The sequence below is a fragment of the Paenibacillus apis genome, assembly GCF_018333295.1.
Classification (GTDB): Bacteria; Bacillota; Bacilli; order Paenibacillales; family Paenibacillaceae; genus Fontibacillus; species Fontibacillus antibioticophila.
In genome coordinates, this window is the sequence record NZ_BORS01000014.1 from 71,670 (window position 1) to 87,177 (window position 15,508).

At 50.8% G+C, this 15,508-nt stretch carries 16 protein-coding genes and 1 riboswitch; of the genes, 12 read left to right on the forward strand and 4 right to left on the reverse strand.

The window, feature by feature from the left end; translation table 11 throughout:
* The first annotated feature begins 21 nt into the window (after positions 1-21).
* The 4 genes from KI362_RS19100 to KI362_RS19115 all read left to right on the forward strand — a co-directional run bounded on the left by KI362_RS19100 (position 22) and on the right by KI362_RS19115 (position 4,557).
* Positions 22-1,725 (forward strand): glycoside hydrolase family 3 protein, encoded by a 1,704-nt coding sequence (locus tag KI362_RS19100; RefSeq protein WP_301629517.1) that lies wholly within the window; start codon positions 22-24, stop codon positions 1,723-1,725.
* Between the two features lie 15 nt (positions 1,726-1,740).
* Positions 1,741-2,619, forward strand: a complete 879-nt coding sequence (locus KI362_RS19105) for an alpha/beta hydrolase (protein ID WP_301629519.1) — start codon at positions 1,741-1,743, stop codon at positions 2,617-2,619.
* Between the two features lie 4 nt (positions 2,620-2,623).
* A complete protein-coding gene (gene pgmB, locus KI362_RS19110) occupies positions 2,624-3,292 on the forward strand; it encodes a beta-phosphoglucomutase (protein WP_044480281.1) in 669 nt (222 codons plus the stop codon).
* A 101-nt stretch (positions 3,293-3,393) separates the two neighbouring features.
* Positions 3,394-3,495, forward strand: a riboswitch (purine riboswitch).
* Positions 3,496-3,600: 105 nt separating this feature from the next.
* Positions 3,601-4,557 carry an EamA family transporter gene (locus KI362_RS19115; protein WP_301629521.1) on the forward strand — a complete coding sequence of 319 codons (957 nt, stop codon included), beginning with the start codon at positions 3,601-3,603 and terminating at the stop codon, positions 4,555-4,557.
* Positions 4,558-4,591: 34 nt separating this feature from the next.
* Here KI362_RS19115 and KI362_RS19120 read toward each other — a convergent pair whose 3' ends face one another.
* Entirely contained in the window at positions 4,592-5,653 is a 1,062-nt protein-coding gene (locus tag KI362_RS19120; protein WP_301629523.1) for a YVTN family beta-propeller repeat protein, read from the reverse strand.
* Between the two features lie 161 nt (positions 5,654-5,814).
* On the opposite strand from KI362_RS19120, the gene KI362_RS19125 reads away from it, so the two are divergent.
* The 8 genes from KI362_RS19125 (at position 5,815) to KI362_RS19160 (ending at position 11,880) form a co-directional block, all read left to right on the forward strand.
* On the forward strand, positions 5,815-6,831 hold the full coding sequence (locus KI362_RS19125; protein ID WP_301629525.1) for a sulfurtransferase: 1,017 nt from the start codon (positions 5,815-5,817) through the stop codon (positions 6,829-6,831).
* A gap of 20 nt (positions 6,832-6,851) precedes the next feature.
* Positions 6,852-7,241, forward strand: coding sequence for a rhodanese-like domain-containing protein (locus KI362_RS19130; RefSeq protein WP_301629526.1), 390 nt, complete (start codon positions 6,852-6,854; stop codon positions 7,239-7,241).
* On the forward strand, positions 7,238-7,498 hold the full coding sequence (locus KI362_RS19135; RefSeq protein ID WP_049894977.1) for a sulfurtransferase TusA family protein: 261 nt from the start codon (positions 7,238-7,240) through the stop codon (positions 7,496-7,498). Before KI362_RS19130 ends, KI362_RS19135 begins: the two co-directional genes overlap by 4 nt.
* A gap of 20 nt (positions 7,499-7,518) precedes the next feature.
* The gene (locus KI362_RS19140; RefSeq protein ID WP_301629529.1) at positions 7,519-8,067 is read left to right on the forward strand and encodes a TlpA family protein disulfide reductase; all 549 of its coding nucleotides are present in this window, start codon (positions 7,519-7,521) and stop codon (positions 8,065-8,067) included.
* 18 nt (positions 8,068-8,085) lie between these two features.
* Entirely contained in the window at positions 8,086-8,793 is a 708-nt protein-coding gene (locus KI362_RS19145; protein WP_301629530.1) for a cytochrome c biogenesis CcdA family protein, read from the forward strand.
* A 56-nt stretch (positions 8,794-8,849) separates the two neighbouring features.
* Positions 8,850-9,971 (forward strand): YeeE/YedE family protein, encoded by a 1,122-nt coding sequence (locus KI362_RS19150; RefSeq protein WP_301629532.1) that lies wholly within the window; start codon positions 8,850-8,852, stop codon positions 9,969-9,971.
* A 6-nt stretch (positions 9,972-9,977) separates the two neighbouring features.
* Positions 9,978-10,907, forward strand: a complete 930-nt coding sequence (cysK, locus tag KI362_RS19155) for a cysteine synthase A (protein ID WP_044480275.1) — start codon at positions 9,978-9,980, stop codon at positions 10,905-10,907.
* A 166-nt stretch (positions 10,908-11,073) separates the two neighbouring features.
* Positions 11,074-11,880, forward strand: a complete 807-nt coding sequence (locus tag KI362_RS19160; protein WP_301629535.1) for a glycosyltransferase family 8 protein — start codon at positions 11,074-11,076, stop codon at positions 11,878-11,880.
* 100 nt (positions 11,881-11,980) lie between these two features.
* Here KI362_RS19160 and nrdF read toward each other — a convergent pair whose 3' ends face one another.
* The 3 genes from nrdF to nrdI are packed head-to-tail and all read right to left on the reverse strand — an operon-like array spanning position 11,981 to position 15,414.
* The gene (gene nrdF / locus KI362_RS19165; protein ID WP_301629537.1) at positions 11,981-12,940 is read right to left on the reverse strand and encodes a class 1b ribonucleoside-diphosphate reductase subunit beta; all 960 of its coding nucleotides are present in this window, start codon (positions 12,938-12,940) and stop codon (positions 11,981-11,983) included.
* A gap of 43 nt (positions 12,941-12,983) precedes the next feature.
* Positions 12,984-15,068 (reverse strand): class 1b ribonucleoside-diphosphate reductase subunit alpha, encoded by a 2,085-nt coding sequence (gene nrdE / locus KI362_RS19170; RefSeq protein WP_301629538.1) that lies wholly within the window; start codon positions 15,066-15,068, stop codon positions 12,984-12,986.
* A complete protein-coding gene (gene nrdI, locus KI362_RS19175; RefSeq protein ID WP_301629540.1) occupies positions 15,055-15,414 on the reverse strand; it encodes a class Ib ribonucleoside-diphosphate reductase assembly flavoprotein NrdI in 360 nt (119 codons plus the stop codon). Before nrdI ends, nrdE begins: the two co-directional genes overlap by 14 nt.
* Positions 15,415-15,508: the final 94 nt, after the last annotated feature.

The following is a 15,508-nucleotide window of genomic DNA, read 5'->3' on the forward strand; positions in this document are numbered from 1 at the left end:
GGAGAGGAGAGAGATAAGCCAATGGACATCAATTTGTTGCGGCAGAAGCCGTTTAATTTACAGGATGAGGATATGCAATGGGTGATATCTACCTTCGAGGGGCTGACAACCGATGAGAAAATCGGACAGTTGTTCTTCATGGTTGGATATAAGCAGGACGAGCCATTTCTGACCCGGCTGGCGGGAGAGCTTGGCATAGGAGGGCTGATGTGCCGTTCGATGGACAAGGAGAGTGTGATGGCCACCGTCTCTACCTTGCAATCTGCCGCCAGAATTCCGCTGTTGATCGCAGCCAATCTGGAGGCCGGAGGCCAAGGCATCACCAAGGATGGGACGAAGATTGGCTCCAACATGGCGGTTGCCGCAACCGACGATCCTCAGATGGCTTACGAACTTGGAGAAATCTGTGCCCTGGAAGGGAAGAGCGTTGGCGCCAATTATGCGTTTGCCCCTGTGGTCGACGTGGATTATAACTTCCGTAATCCGATTACCAATACCCGAACCTTTGGCAGTGACCCGGAGCGGGTAAAAACTATGGGTGCTGCCTATGTCCGGGGAGCCCAGGAGCAGGGGATAGCGACCTCGATCAAGCATTTCCCCGGGGATGGTGTAGACGAACGGGATCAGCATCTTGTGACCTCCGTCAATACACTAACTACAGAGGAATGGGACCGCAGCTTCGGCAGCATCTACCGTCATTTGATTGACGAGGGAGCCAAGACAGTCATGATCGGGCACATCGCGTTGCCCGAATACTCCAAGAAGCTTGATCCATCGCTGAAGGACGAGGAAATATTGCCGGCTTCGGTGGCCAAGGAACTGCTCTTTGGATTGCTTCGGGAGCAGCTCGGCTTCAATGGCCTGATCTTGACCGATGCCACCACCATGGCGGGGATGAATATCCCGATGCCGAGAAATGAATTGGTTCCGCGCTCGATTGAGAACGGGTGCGACATGTTCCTGTTCACCAAGAATCTGGACGAGGACGTTGCCTTCATGAAGCAGGGGCTGGAGAATGGCCTGCTGTCAGCGGAGAGACTGGATGAAGCGGTGCTGCGTATTCTCGGGTTGAAGGCCTCGCTAGCTCTGCATAAGTCCAATAATATCCCCTCGCCGGAAACGGCGGAGAACACACTTAGACATGAGCGCCATTTGAATATCGCCGAGCAGGTGGCTGATCGATCCATCACGCTCGTGAAGGAGGAGCAGGGCGTATTGCCTATCACCAGCCAGCGCTTCAAGCGGGTATTGCTCTATGATATCGAAAGTGAAGCCAATGCCCTGGGCTACAACAAATCAAGCGGACTGGCCGCTTCCTTCATTCCATTATTGGAAGCGGAGGGCTTTGAGGTGACGCGCTTCGAGCCCAGCGGCATTTACGAAGGACTTCAAGGCTCGTTCCAGGACATGCAGGATCGCTACGATTTGATCCTCTACCTGTGCAATCTGGCGACCAAATCGAACCAGACCGCCGTGCGCATTGAATGGATTAACCCGATGGGGATTAATGTGCCGATCTATATGCAGTCCATCCCGACGATCTTTATTTCGACAGAGAATCCATATCATCTGCTGGATGTTCCTCGGGTCAAGACCTTTATTAATACCTACGGAGTTAACGATTATACTTTGCCTTTGCTGGTTCGCAAGCTGACAGGGAAGTCGGCATTCAAGGGCAAGAGTCCTGTAGATCCATTCTGCGGAAAATGGGATACTCGATTATAGAAAGAAGGAACTCATGTGATTCATGAAACGATACAACTGTTTGAACATTCCTCGGCAACCTTGACGACTTACGTGCAGCAGGACGGGGAGTATGACCGGAAAGGCTTGCTTCGTCCGGCCATTCTGATCTGCCCCGGGGGAGGTTATGCCTTCATCTCTCAAAATGAGGGAGAGCCGGTGGCGCTGGCATTTGCCAGAATGGGCTACCATGCCTTTGTCCTGACGTATTCGGTTAAAATTGACAATCCGTTCCCAACCGCCTTGCGCGAGTTGGCTCAAGCGATGTCCATCATCCGGATGCGGGCTGGCGAGTGGCGGGTGGATACGAATGATATTACCGTGGCCGGCTTCTCGGCCGGGGGCAATTTGGCCCTAAGCCTGGGGGTTCACTACCATAATGCGATGATCACGGAAGAAATCGGGTTGACTTCGGAGCAGATCAAGCCCAATCAGTTGATTCTGGGTTATCCCGCGGTCACCTTGGAGCCGCGTTCGACAGAGACTCCTCCCTTCCTCATCGAGCTGATGGACAAGGGATTGATGCCGGATTTCCGTGGCCCGAATATTCGGGAAATCCTGATGGGCAAGGAGAATCTCACTGAGGAAGAGGAGCAGTCACTTAATCTTCTACCCCTTGTAAATGGCGACACTCCTCGCACCTTTATCTGGGGAACCTATGAGGATACGGTGATTCTGCCAACGGATCTGCTTGGACTCGCCACTAAGCTCCATGAGCATCAAGTGCCTTGTGAATTGCATCTGTTCGAGAAGGGACCTCACGGCATGTCACTTGGCGATGCCACCGTTAAGCCCGAGGACCAAGTGAAAGAACTAAGCCTGGGAGCCTGGGTGGAGCTAAGCCGGAAATGGCTTGAACAAGGAAGAGGGGGGTAACAAAATGCAGCCGCAAGCCTTTATCTTCGATTTGGACGGAGTCATTACGGATACCGCCGAATTTCATTATTTGGCCTGGAAGCAAATTGGAGAAGAGCTTGGTATTCCCGTGGACAGGGAACTGAACGAGCAGCTTAAGGGAGTGAGCCGGCTGGAATCGCTGGAACGGATTCTGTCCGCCAGCCCGCGTCCCCTAAGCCTGTCCGATGCGGAGAAGGAGCAGTTGGCGACTCGAAAAAATAATCATTACCGTGAGCTAATTGAAGCGATTCGCCCCAGCGATATCCTTCCCGGAATCACGGAACTGATTGAGGCGATTCAGGCAAGCAAGCTGCGAATCGCTCTGGGATCGGCCAGTAAGAATGCGACCTTCGTCTTGGACAAGCTGGGACTTACCGAAGCGTTCGAGTATATTGTGGACCCAGGGCGCATTGCCTTTGGCAAGCCTCATCCGGAGACTTTCCTGAATGCCGCCGATGTTCTGGGTGTTCCTTATGCGGCTTGCATCGGCGTAGAGGATTCCGAGGCGGGGATCGAGGCGATCAATCAGGCCGGGATGTTCTCGGTGGGAGTTGGCGCACCGGCATTTCTGCATGAAGCGAATTATTTGGTGCCGGATACCTCACGGCTCAAGCTGGATGAAATATTGAAGGCTTATTTGAACATTACGTAATCGGTTTGTTTACTAAATGGCCCGGAAGGCGAATGATAATTATACCAACCGCTTGACTAGCGCTGATACTTGTTGCATAATATGACGTGCTGGTTTGAAAGCTAAGCATAACAATTTTCATTCGTATAACTCTGCCAAAGATAGGGGCGGGGGTCTCTACAGGAAGCCTATACTTCCTTACTACGAATATCTGATCGAGAAGCGATGGACGATCAATATTCCGTGTAAGGAAGTTTTTTTGCGTCCAGCCTTATCTCTTGGTCGGAGGGACTTATGCCATTATGTCATCAAGGAGGACAAAACAGGTAATGAAAAATAAACTGCTTTTATTATCAGGTGCAATCAGTTATGGCGTGCTGTCAACGATTGTCACCAAGGCTTATGGACAAGGATATTCGCTTGGCGAGGTTGTGGGAAGTCAGCTTCTGACCGGATTTGTTCTGATCTGGCTGCTTGTCTTGGTCGTCAAGTTAAGGGAGAAACGATTAGGAAGCCGGGCTGCTTCAAATACGGCGGTTCAGCGTACTACAGAGGCATTAACGTGGAAGAAGCGGTTGATTCTGCTTGCAGCCGGTGCGCCCACGGCGGTAACCGGGCTATTATATTATCAATCTCTGCATTATATTGAGAATTCACTCGCTATCGTGCTGCTGTTCCAGTTCACCTGGATGGGCGTGCTTATTCAGACGATGATTCAGCGCAAAGGACCGCAAAAAATCGTCATGTTCACCTTGCTCGTTCTGTTCGTTGGAACCCTGCTTGCAGCAGGTGTCTTTGAGCGGGGCATGGATGGGGGCTATGACTGGCGGGGAATCGTATTCGGACTTCTGGCAGCCGTCAGCTACTCTTTATTCGTTCTGTTAAGCGGAAAGGCGGTTCCGAATGCCAATCCGGTGTACCGCAGCGGCTGGATGATCAGCGGGGGTATGGTGCTTGTATTTATCTTATTCCCGCCGACATTCCTATTTGATGGAACCTTGTTCTCGGGTCTGCTTCCTTACGGCTTCTTCTTGGGGCTGCTCGGCGCCTTCCTGCCGCCGCTGCTGTTCGCCATTAGTGTTCCTCATACCGGAGAGGGTATGGCCGCCATCCTTGGCGCCTCAGAGCTGCCGGTTGCGGTAATGCTATCCAGTGTTGTGCTGCATGAGCATGTCAGCCTGATCCAGTGGTTCGGGGTTCTGCTGGTGCTGCTCGGGGTCGCACTGCCAGAGCTTTACAAGCGCCTGAAGTTAAGACGGGGAGCGCGCATTTGGCAGACCGAATAAAGCGGGGAGGGGGCTTTAATGGCCCCCCCCCATATTAGCAGCTGCCGCCAATGCCGGGAAGCGCCTTTAACTGAATGCCGTGCGGGCGTACGCCTACTTCAAGCTTGTATTCCACCTTGCGGCTCTCCATATCAATCACAGCGACTTCATCGGATTCGCTTAATGTAACATAAACCCTGCTCTCCAGCCGGTTGAAGGCCAGATGCTTGGCTCCCGGCAGGTCTTCTATAATAGCAAGCGCATGGCCTTCCTTCAAATCGAGGAAGGCTATTGCATTTCCCTCCACACCGCTGATTACTGCTACAGATTCGTCTTCTGTAATGACGATATCCGTTGCTCCTTCCACAGCGGCTATGACCTGAAGCAGCTCTCCCGTAGCCGTATCATAGATTTCCAGATTGCCGTCATTCGCGGTCGGAACAAAGAGCTTGCTGCCATCGCCAGACACTTTGACTGCGCGGGGCAGGCTTCCTGTAGAAAGGGCTCGCTCCAAGGAGTTTTTCGTCATATCGACGATATAAACCTTGTCATTTTCATGGTCGCTGACATAAATCGTTTTGCCGTAAGAGGCAATATAGTTTGTCTTGGCGCCTTCTCCCATGTCGATGGTTTGCGTGACTTCTGCCTTTTGGGTATCCAGAACGTAAAGATATTGATCGGCCACCGTAGCGACATAGAGAGTCTTGTTATCCGGTGACAACACGAGCCCGTGAGGCATGGGCCCGACTTCTACCTCTGCCGTCTGCTTCAGATTCATCGTGTCGATAAAGGAAACCGTACTGCTCAGATGGTTGGTCACATAGGCCTGCCGCATAGTACTGGAAAAGACCGTATTCATCGGTCCTTCGCCAACCTCAATCTCTCCAACGACAGAGGCATCAGCTATATCTACGATAGCAACTTTATTCTCATTCTCCACAGGAACATAGAACTGTACGGATGTCAGCTTTCCTGCTGATCCAGTGTCCCTCAACCTCTTTTCAGCCTCTTCTTTCGTCTCCAGTGCGCAAGACGTAAGGATGGCGCTAAACAACGCTAATACACTCCAATAAATCAGCCATTTCCGGCCCATATTTGAAGTTCGTCCAATCTGCATAATTATACTCTCCTTGTGTATAAAACTCATTGTACAATCGGTAAAAATAGTTCGCTAAAAATAATCATTGTTATTCGATAGGAATAATGCTAGTATATGTTTCAAATCAAGTTAAATCAAGCTTGAAATACAAAATTTTAAAGTAAAAGGAGAGAGGCTACATGAATAAAACTAACACTAACCGTCGCTATACAAGCTTAGCTCTGCTTGTATTTTCATTTATTCTGGTCCTGACGGCTTGCAACAGCGGCGGAAATTCTGTGGCAGAAGACACGAACTCAAGCGCCGTGAATGCTTCCCGCACAAATGACAGCCAGGTGAAGGATAGTGATGAGGGAACGCAATCTCCTTCTGATTATCCGAATGCCCATCTGTTGGCGGATGTCTCCTGGGTGGCGGAGCATCTGAATGATCCCGCCGTAGTGATCATTGATGCCCGGTCTAAGGGCTACGAGGAAGGCCATATTCCGGGAGCTGTATCGTTGAGCAGCGGGCAACTGAATGACTCTGACAATGAGATTGCCGGCTTTATTTTGCCGGAGGATAAGTATACGGAAGTCGTCCAGAATGCCGGAGTCAATCAGGATTCGACGATTGTCGTCTATGATGACGGCAACGCCCTGAGCGCAACGCGCGTCTTCTATACGCTTGAATATTATGGCCTGCAGGATCAGGTAAAGGTGCTGAACGGCGGCTATGCCGCATGGTTGACGGAGGGGCACGATATCGACATCGATCCGGCCGCGCCGGAAAAGGGCAACTTCGTAGCCAAAGCCAACGAGAATCTCGTTTCCACAAAAGCTCAGGTGGAGCAAGCGATCGGTACAGCTGATGTCGTCTTTCTCGACACGCGCTCTGCAGAGGAATATGAAGGCACTGATTTGAGAGAAAATCAACGAGGCGGTCATCTTCCCGGAGCGGTTCACAAGGAATGGACCACGGCGGTAGCCGAGAACGAAGAAGGCCTGGAGAAATTTTTAAGCTATGAGCAATTGAAGCAGCAGTTTGAGGCGATTGGCGTTGTGGAAGATAAAACAGTCATTCCATACTGCCAGACGAATGTGCGGGGTTCCCACTCCTATTTCTCCCTTCGGCTGCTCGGTTATTCGGATATCAGACCTTATGAAGGTTCCTGGGCAGAATGGGGGAACTCGGCGGATACAGATATTGAAATATAAGAGAGGAGTTGCGAACAGCAATGCCTGAAACCATTGAAGGAGTCTCCCATGTAAGTGCCGCAGAGCTCGCAGAAATATGGAATGATCCGGAGCAGCGGAATATTTATATCATCGATGTTCGCGAGCCCGAGGAATACCAGGAAGCCCATATTCCGGGCATTCCGCTCCTCCCTATGGGAGAAATTCCGGAGCTTATCGACCAGTTCGACAAAGAAGCGGAATATATCCTGGTTTGCCGTAGCGGCAGAAGAAGCCTTGAGGTCTCCAAATACTTTCAATCGGAAGGTATTCAGAAGGTGCACAATTATGCCGGAGGCATGCTGGCTTGGGAGGCGGACGTTGTTGACGGGCTGGAGCATGTCATTACATCATTTTCTATGAAAAATCTGGAGAGGAAGTTGGCGAAATGAGCTATACCCAAGAAGACTTGAGCAAGTTGAAAAAAGACCATGTCATCGACGCCATCGGGGAGGTATGCCCCCATACCCTGGATTTGGCATTGAAGGGGTTGAAGAAAGCCGAGCCTGGCGAAATTGTCGTTGAGGTGACCGACCATACGATCGCCACGAAGACGATCCCCGCTGCTGTAAAGATGAACAAGTTAGCCGAATTTCTCGGCATTATTGAAGAGGATGGCAATTATCATATCTATCTGAAGAAAAACTGATACCCAGCGAGGATAAAGAAATGAAGAAGAACATAAAGTGCTTTTTCGCCGGCTTATCACTTGTTGCGGTGATCATTTCGGGCTGTTCCGGTAGTTCCCCGACACCCGTTGCAGATGTTGCCAAGGAACAGGTGGAAGCCGTGCCAGGCTTTGAGTTGGCCGCGATCCGGAGCGGTGAAGAGTTGCTGAATACCTCTGACATCGACGGCCCCATTCTGTACAGTTTCTGGGCTTCGTGGTGCAATTACTGCCAGAAGGAAATTCCGTATATCGATAGTCTGTATTCGGAATACAGCGATGAAATCTCGTTTATTTCTGTGAATGTCACACCGGACGACTCTGTGGATGGAGCCAGAGGCTTTATTGAACAGTACGATTTGCAGATGCCGGCTTACTTTGATCTTGACGGAATAGCCAGCAGTTCACTGGGAGTGCTCGCCGTGCCTACGGTTGTCCTGGTGGATCGGCAGGGCCGTATTGTTGAGAAACTGATCGGACCCAGTGCGATGCAATCCGAAGAGGAGTTCGTCGGGAAGCTGGAATCGTTGATTCAGATAGGCAAGAACTAAGGAAGGGGGAGATGGCTGGTGATTGTTCAACTGGCTTTAGCAGGAACCGCCGGGCTGCTCTCCTTTTTTTCGCCTTGCATGCTCCCTCTCGTTCCTGTCTACCTCTCCAGAATTACCGGTTTGGAGGCAAGCTTACTTCAAGGGGGACAGCGCAGCGGCTTAAGGATTAAAGTTATTTTCCATACCTTGCTGTTCGTATGCGGAATTTCGGTCATCTATTTGGCTTTAGGTTATTCGGCCAGCTTTATAGGACGTCTATTCATCGAATACCAGAAGGAACTCCGGATCGGCAGCGGACTATTAATGCTTGTTATGGGACTTGTCTTGCTCGGACTGATCTCTCCCTCGTGGCTTTTGCGCGAGCGCCGTCTGAATATAACCGGAAGGACCGGAAGCTATGCCGGTTCTTTTATCCTGGGCATCGGCTTTGCCGCCGGCTGGACGCCGTGCATCGGTCCGATGCTGAGTTCCATCGTCGGTCTGTCCGCCTCCGAGCCGGAAACGGGGATGCTGCTTATGCTGGTGTACATAGCCGGCTTTACGATTCCTTTTCTGGGCTTCGCCTTGTTCTATTCTTTCTTTAAAAAGTGGTCCAAAATGACCGGGGTATTGTCCAGAGTCGGCGGAGGGATATTTATCGTGTTCGGAGTGCTCCTGCTCTTAGACAAGCTGTCTGTGCTGTCACTTTGGCTCAATGAGTGGTTTAGCTTTCAGCCGATCATCTGAACTGAACTTCAGCTCTTCCCGGCAATTCAAACTTTTACACGAAATGGATGATCATTATGACCTTTACCATCGACACGTTTATCATAGCCGGAATCTTCGGCTTTCTATATGGATTCCTGCTGCAAAAGGCTGATTTTTGCTTCACGGCTTCCATTCGGGATTGGATCACGGTACGGGACACCCGGATTTTACACGGAGTGCTCGTTCTGATCGCTGTCTCCCTGGTAGGCTGGGCGACTGTGCTTAGTCTGGGAATCCGCGGGGTCGCAGATGTGTGGACGGTGCCTATCGGGGGAACCAACCTGATCGGCGGACTCCTGTTCGGGATCGGCATGACCATGGCCGGGGGATGCGGCTCGGGTACGTTGTACCGCTGTGGAATGGGGTATGTTCAGTTCTGGATTGTGCTGCTGTTTGCCATGATCGGCAATTTAATCTTTGCCTTTATCTATGATCCTTGGGCCAGGGATTACTTCATTCAGCCTCTGACTGTCTCGGAGTCCGGCTATACCTTCTTCTCCTTGCCGCTTCCTCCAGCGGTGATTCCGCTGCTGCTCGTAGGCGGCATGGTTCTGATCGCTTTCAAAAAGTATGGGATCAAGGCCTTCTTTCAAGGGTTCAAGGATACCTTCACCGATTGGAAGAAGAACCCTTTAAGACAGTCGCATTGGGACATTCGTCTGGTTGCGGTGCTGATCGGGCTCCTTGCAACCATCCAATTCGCAGTGCTGTCCAACTTCGGAATTACCGGCCCGCAGACCCGTGTCGCAGCAACGGCATTATCGCTGGTTGCAGGTGAGGAGGTCGTGCTCAACAATACCTATCTGAACGGCTTGTTTGCCAATTTTCCGAGAATCGGAATCGGGCCGGAGGAGATCCTGATCATATTCCTCGTTGTTGGTGCATTTACGGCCGCCTTGCTTAGTCGTTCTTTCAAGCTTCGTATACCGAAGCTTGAAAGAATACCGCATGCCGTCATTGGCGGCCTGTTAATGGGCGTAGCTTCCCGCATTGCGCCGGGGTGCAACATTGCCAACGTTATAACAGGGATTGGCGGCTTATCCGTAAGCAGCCTGCTTGTGATTGTCGGTATGATGCTTGGTATATTTGTCGTTATTGCGTATGTTTACAAGATGCCGATGATGCTCTTTTATCGGGATACAGACCTGGAGGGATGACAGAAGATGGGGAGAAAAGTCGTTGCCTCTATCTATGAGCTGATAGGGGATACCCCTGCCGTGAAGCTGAACCGTCTGGTTGGCGAGCAGGATGCGGAGGTATATGTCAAGCTGGAATACTTCAATCCAAGCGGGAGCGTCAAGGATCGGGCTGCGTTCAATCTGATTGCGGAAGCGGAACGGCAGGGGAAGCTTCAGCCTGGCTCCGTCATTATTGAACCAACAAGCGGGAATACGGGCATCGGGCTTGCCATGAATGCAGCCGCGAAGGGCTATCCTGCGATTCTGGTCATGCCCGATAATATGACCAAGGAGCGAATCAATTTGCTTAAGGCCTATGGCGCGCAAGTCGTGCTCACTCCTGCAGCCGAGCGTATGCCCGGAGCGATAAAAAAAGCTTTGGAATTGCATGAATCCATTCCCGGCAGCTTCATCCCGCAGCAATTTGAGAATGAAGCCAATCCGCAAATCCATCGTGTGACTACAGCGCCGGAAATCTTGGAACAGCTGGACGGGAAGCTGGATGCGTTCGTTGCTACCGCCGGAACCGGAGGGACGATAACCGGAACCGGAGAAGTGCTGCGGCAGCATCTTCCGGATATCCGTATTCTTGTAGTGGAGCCGCAGGGGTCTCCTGTATTGTCCGGGGGAGAACCGGGCCCCCATAAGCTGGTAGGAACCAGCCCTGGATTTATTCCTGGCATTTTGAATACAGACATTTATGATGAGATTATTCAGGTTGCAGATGACAACGCGCTGCAGACTACCCGCGACTTGGCCAGACACGAGGGCATTCTGGTCGGCCCCTCCTCGGGAGCCTCGGTCTGGGCGGCGCTTCAGGAAGCGAGACGGCTCGGCCCGGGTAAACGGGTGCTTTGCATAGCCCCGGATACGGGAGAGCGCTATTTAAGTATGCCAGGCTTGTTCGGGGAATAGAGAACGTGTGCTATGAAGGGGGGGCGTCTTGTCCAGAGGCGCTCTCCTTTGCGTGCAGGAATAGTTGCGGACAGGCTGCAGCCTCTCATACAATAGATATAGATGGCGCACCGGTAGGGAAGCTATCGGAGAACAGAACTATTCCATAGAAGAAGCGAGGCGGCTTATGAACATTCTGGTCACTTTAAATTCCAGGTACATCAAGGCGCTAAAGGTGATGCTGACATCTCTGTTTCTAAGTAATCCGGAAGAATCGTTTCATATTTATCTTATGCATTCGAGCATATCGGATGAGGAGTTGGCAGATCTGGACCGATATGTCGGGCAGAGGGGACAGCAGTTGTCTGTTGTTGCCGTGGAAGAGGATGTTTTTGCGGATGCGCCGGTGGTGAAGCATTACTCCAAGGAAATGTATTACCGGATTCTTGCCTTTAAATTTTTGCCGCCGGAAGTAGAGAAAATATTGTATCTTGATCCGGATCTGATCATAATTAACGAAATTCGCAGTCTGTATGATACAGATCTGGAAGGCTGCATGTTCGGAGCCGCCTATCATGACCGGCTATCGGTCAAAGAGGTGAACAAGCTTCGCCTGCTACCTTATGAGATTGAGGCTTATTATAATACAGGCGTGCTGCTGATGGATCTGGCGCTGCAGCGCCAGAGCATAAAGGAGCGGGAACTATTCAGCTTTGTGGAGGAGCACCGGATCAAGCTGATTTTGCCGGATCAGGATATCATCAACGCCCTGTACTCCAAGAGTATTAAGTCGGTGGATGAAGTACGCTACAACTATGATCCGCGCTACTTTAAATATTATAAGCTGGTGAGCAACGGCAAGTATGACATGGATTATGTCATCAAGAACAGCTCGATCATTCACTTTTGCGGGAAAAGAAAACCATGGAACAAGAACTACTCCGGCTACTTTCATTCTCTGTACAAGCATTACGAAAAATTAGCAAAGGTATAAGAGGTAGTCTGCTCACGCAGGGTTCGCCTACTACACGCATGATCATAAAAAATGTCCGGCGGAAGGGATAAACCCGACTGCCGGACATTTATTGTTTTATTTAGAAGACAAAGTCTTCATCCGTTAACGGCTCGACCTTCATGGCGCGAACATAACCGTTGCCCTTCTTGGAGAAGAAATCATGCTGCTTGGTGTGCGTGCTGATGCCGTTCTGGACGATCGGATTAATCTCTTCGTCCGGGAACAACGGATCGTGACCCAGGTTCATCATCGCCTTGTTGGCATTGTAGCGAAGGAATGACTTCACCTCATCGACCAGTCCAATAGAGGTATAGATTTGTTCGGTATACTTCTCTTCATTCGCATGCAGCAAGCGCAGCAGACCTACGAGGGTCTCGTACGTATCATGCTGCTCATCCTCGGACAGTTCATCGAAAATTTCCTGGGCCAGCACGCCGACATAGACGCCGTGAATGCTCTCATCCCGAAGAATCAAATCGATGATCTCGCCGCTGCAGGTCATTTTGCCTTGACCAGCCAGATAAAGAGGATAGAAGAAGCCGCTATAGAACAGGTAGCTCTCCAGCAGGACAGAAGCCGCCATAGCCAGATAGAGGTCCTTCGTTGTCTTGATGCTCTCGTAATAATCAGAGATCGTCGATGCCTTGTACTGGAGGAACGGATTGTCCTCTACCCAGCGGAAAATGCTATCGATCTCCTCCGTAGTAGCCAGGGTAGTAAAAATACTGCTATAGGATTTCGCATGAATCTGTTCCATCATGCCCATGAAGCCGAGCACGGCTTTGCGCTGCAATCCGCCGACATGCTCCATAATTTGCGGCATGCCTACGCCGCCCTGAATCGTATCGAGCAGGGTCAGACCGCCGAGCACCTTCATATAGGCGTCCTTCTCCTGATCGCTCAGCGTCAGCCAGGACATTTTATCATCAGATAGCGGAATTTCATCATCCGTCCAGAACTGCATAATATTCTGGTTCCAGAACATCAACGAATAATCATCGTCCGGACGATTCCAATTCACGGCTTGAATGGCATTCATTATCGTTCAATTCTCCCCTCTGTTGCTGCAGTGCGCCTTTTCCTTAGATGGAGCAGGTCAGGCATTCTTCAACGGACAGCTTGTTCGTCCGGGTGTAATACAGGGATTTCAGCCCTTTATGTGCCGCATACAGGTAGCAGCGGGCCAATTCCCGGGTTGTTACGTCACTGTTGACGTGCAAGACCGTCGAAATGCCTTGGTCGATATGAGGCTGAATCTCTGCGATCAGATCAATAACCTTGAACTGGTTCATTTGATAAGCTGATTTATAATAGAACACATTGTCCGGCTGCAGGTAAGGCATCGGATAGTAAGTCGTCGAGTTTGCATAAGTCCGAGTCTCGATTTGCTCGACAATCGGCATGACGCTGGACGTGGCATTCTGGATATACGAAATACTTGCCGTCGGCGCAATGGCGAGACGATAGGCGTGATACAGACCATGCTTCATCACCGCATCGCGCAGATTCTTCCAGTCCTCTGGCGTCGGGATGTAGATGCCTTCAAACAGCTCCTGAACCTTGGCTGTAACCGGACGGTAATCTGTCGTTAGGTAACGCTCGAAATATACCCCGGTGGCATATTCGGATTCCTCGAATCCCTGGAACGTTCTGCCTGTCTCTTTGGCGATCTCCATACTCTTCTCGATGGAGTGGTAGTTCATCGTCATGAAGAAGGTACGGGCAAAGTCGCGGGCCTGCTCGCTTTCGTAGGAAATCTTGTTCTTGGCGAAAAAGCCGTGCAAATTCATAACGCCCAGGCCAACGGAGTGCATCTCCTCATTAGCCTTGGCCACGCCAGGGGCGTTGGAGATATGAGTCATATCGCTGACCGAAGTCAGGGCGAGCATACCTTCATGCACGGACTCGCGGATCTTCTTATGCTGCATCACATTAACAATATTTAAAGATGCAAGATTACAGCTGATGTCCCGGCGGATCGTGTCTGATTGGCCATAATCGGCGATTTCGGATGTCTCCTGTACCTGGAAAATCTCGGTGCACAGATTCGACATCTTGATCTGTCCTACATTTTTCAAAGCATGTGCGGCATTCGCGTTGCTCTTGTTCATAATATATGGATAGCCCGATTCGAGCTGGGTAATCGCAATTTTGGTCAGCATATCGCGCGCGCTCATCGCTACTCTCTTCTTCACGCGGGGATCAGCGAGCAGGGTATCGTACATTTCATCCAGGTCCATGTCATCCAGGTGGGCGCCATAAGCCTTGTAGACGGTGTACGGAGCAAAGACATGCAAGGGTTCATTGTCCTGAGCCAGCTTATAGAAGCGGTTAGGAACGATCAGACCGATCGATAGCGTCTTAAGCCGCGTCTTCTCGTCGGCATTGATCTTCTTGCTGTCCAGCAATTCCAGTACATCCCAGCCAAAAATATTATAGTAAGCCGCTCCGGAGCCTTTGCGCTGACCCATTTGGTCTGCATAGGTGAAGCCATCCTCCATCAGCTTCAGAACAGGCATGATTCCTTTAGCCGCGCCTTCTACGCCCTTGATGGTCTCGCCGCGCGCCCGCAGCTTCGACAGATTGACAGCAACCCCGCCGCCGATCTTGGACAGCTGCATGCAAGTGTTAAGCACATAGTTAATCGAGTTAAGCGAATCGTCCATTTCCAGCAGGAAGCAGGAGACCATTTCGCCGCGCCGGCTTTTTCCGGCGTTCAGGAAGGTCGGCGTAGCCGGTTGAAGCCGCTGCTCCATCATGGAGCGAACGAGAATACGTGCTGCATCGGCATTACCGCGTGCCAGGTACAGCGCCACTACCGCTACCCGGTCCGGATAATGCTCCAGGTATTGCTTCCGGTCATTGCTCTTGACGGCATAGTCCGTATAGAACTTGGATGCTGCCATATATGAAGGGAATTGAAAATTGTATTCATGAGCAATTCGATATATATCTTCGATTACATCGATGGTATAACGGTCGTACAGATTCTCGTAATAATCATTGTCGATCATGTAATCGACCTTAGCCTTTGTATTCGGGAAGCTCAGACTGCGCCGCTCCACGTCCTGCATAAATTCTACGACGGCCTCCCGATCCTTTTCCAGTTGGAAAAAGCCCGTTTCATCCCGTTTCATCAACATATTGTTTAACTCAATGTGCCGCAATCCGATCCACCTCCTGTTTTATGCGTTGTACGTCGCCAAAGGTTCCCGACAGCTCGAACTTACCGATCACCGGGACATTGTATCGCTCCGAGATCAAGTCAGCGCTGTGCGCGAACAGTTGGCCCCAATTTTTATTGCCGCTGGCGGCAATGCCCTTCAAGCTGGAGTGATTCTTCTCCAGAAAGGCGGATACCTTCGCCGGAATTTGGCCAAAACCGGTGGTATATGTAACAAGCACATAGGGCTCGTCTATCGTCATAGTCTCCTCGATCTGAACCGCTGGAAGTTTCAATTTGTTAATGAACCGCCGGACGTTTCCGGTCTTCGAATCGTACGCAATAAGCATGGCCCTGATCCTCCTGGACTCTTGTTATGTGTCTAGTAACTAAATACAATGATTTTTGTCATAAACACGCCTGTATTTACTATATACACTACAT

What these genes read in the sequence shown, in the direction of transcription:
- KI362_RS19100 (WP_301629517.1), top strand. Translation starts at nt 22, where the DNA reads ATGGACATCAATTTGTTGCGGCAGAAGCCGTTTAATTTACAGGATGAG.
- pgmB (WP_044480281.1), top strand. Translation starts at nt 2,624, where the DNA reads ATGCAGCCGCAAGCCTTTATCTTCGATTTGGACGGAGTCATTACGGAT.
- KI362_RS19115 (WP_301629521.1), top strand. Translation starts at nt 3,601, where the DNA reads ATGAAAAATAAACTGCTTTTATTATCAGGTGCAATCAGTTATGGCGTG.
- KI362_RS19120 (WP_301629523.1), bottom strand. Translation starts at nt 5,653, where the DNA reads ATGCAGATTGGACGAACTTCAAATATGGGCCGGAAATGGCTGATTTAT.
- KI362_RS19125 (WP_301629525.1), top strand. Translation starts at nt 5,815, where the DNA reads ATGAATAAAACTAACACTAACCGTCGCTATACAAGCTTAGCTCTGCTT.
- KI362_RS19130 (WP_301629526.1), top strand. Translation starts at nt 6,852, where the DNA reads ATGCCTGAAACCATTGAAGGAGTCTCCCATGTAAGTGCCGCAGAGCTC.
- KI362_RS19135 (WP_049894977.1), top strand. Translation starts at nt 7,238, where the DNA reads ATGAGCTATACCCAAGAAGACTTGAGCAAGTTGAAAAAAGACCATGTC.
- KI362_RS19140 (WP_301629529.1), top strand. Translation starts at nt 7,519, where the DNA reads ATGAAGAAGAACATAAAGTGCTTTTTCGCCGGCTTATCACTTGTTGCG.
- KI362_RS19150 (WP_301629532.1), top strand. Translation starts at nt 8,850, where the DNA reads ATGACCTTTACCATCGACACGTTTATCATAGCCGGAATCTTCGGCTTT.
- cysK (WP_044480275.1), top strand. Translation starts at nt 9,978, where the DNA reads ATGGGGAGAAAAGTCGTTGCCTCTATCTATGAGCTGATAGGGGATACC.
- KI362_RS19160 (WP_301629535.1), top strand. Translation starts at nt 11,074, where the DNA reads ATGAACATTCTGGTCACTTTAAATTCCAGGTACATCAAGGCGCTAAAG.
- nrdF (WP_301629537.1), bottom strand. Translation starts at nt 12,940, where the DNA reads ATGAATGCCATTCAAGCCGTGAATTGGAATCGTCCGGACGATGATTAT.
- nrdI (WP_301629540.1), bottom strand. Translation starts at nt 15,414, where the DNA reads ATGCTTATTGCGTACGATTCGAAGACCGGAAACGTCCGGCGGTTCATT.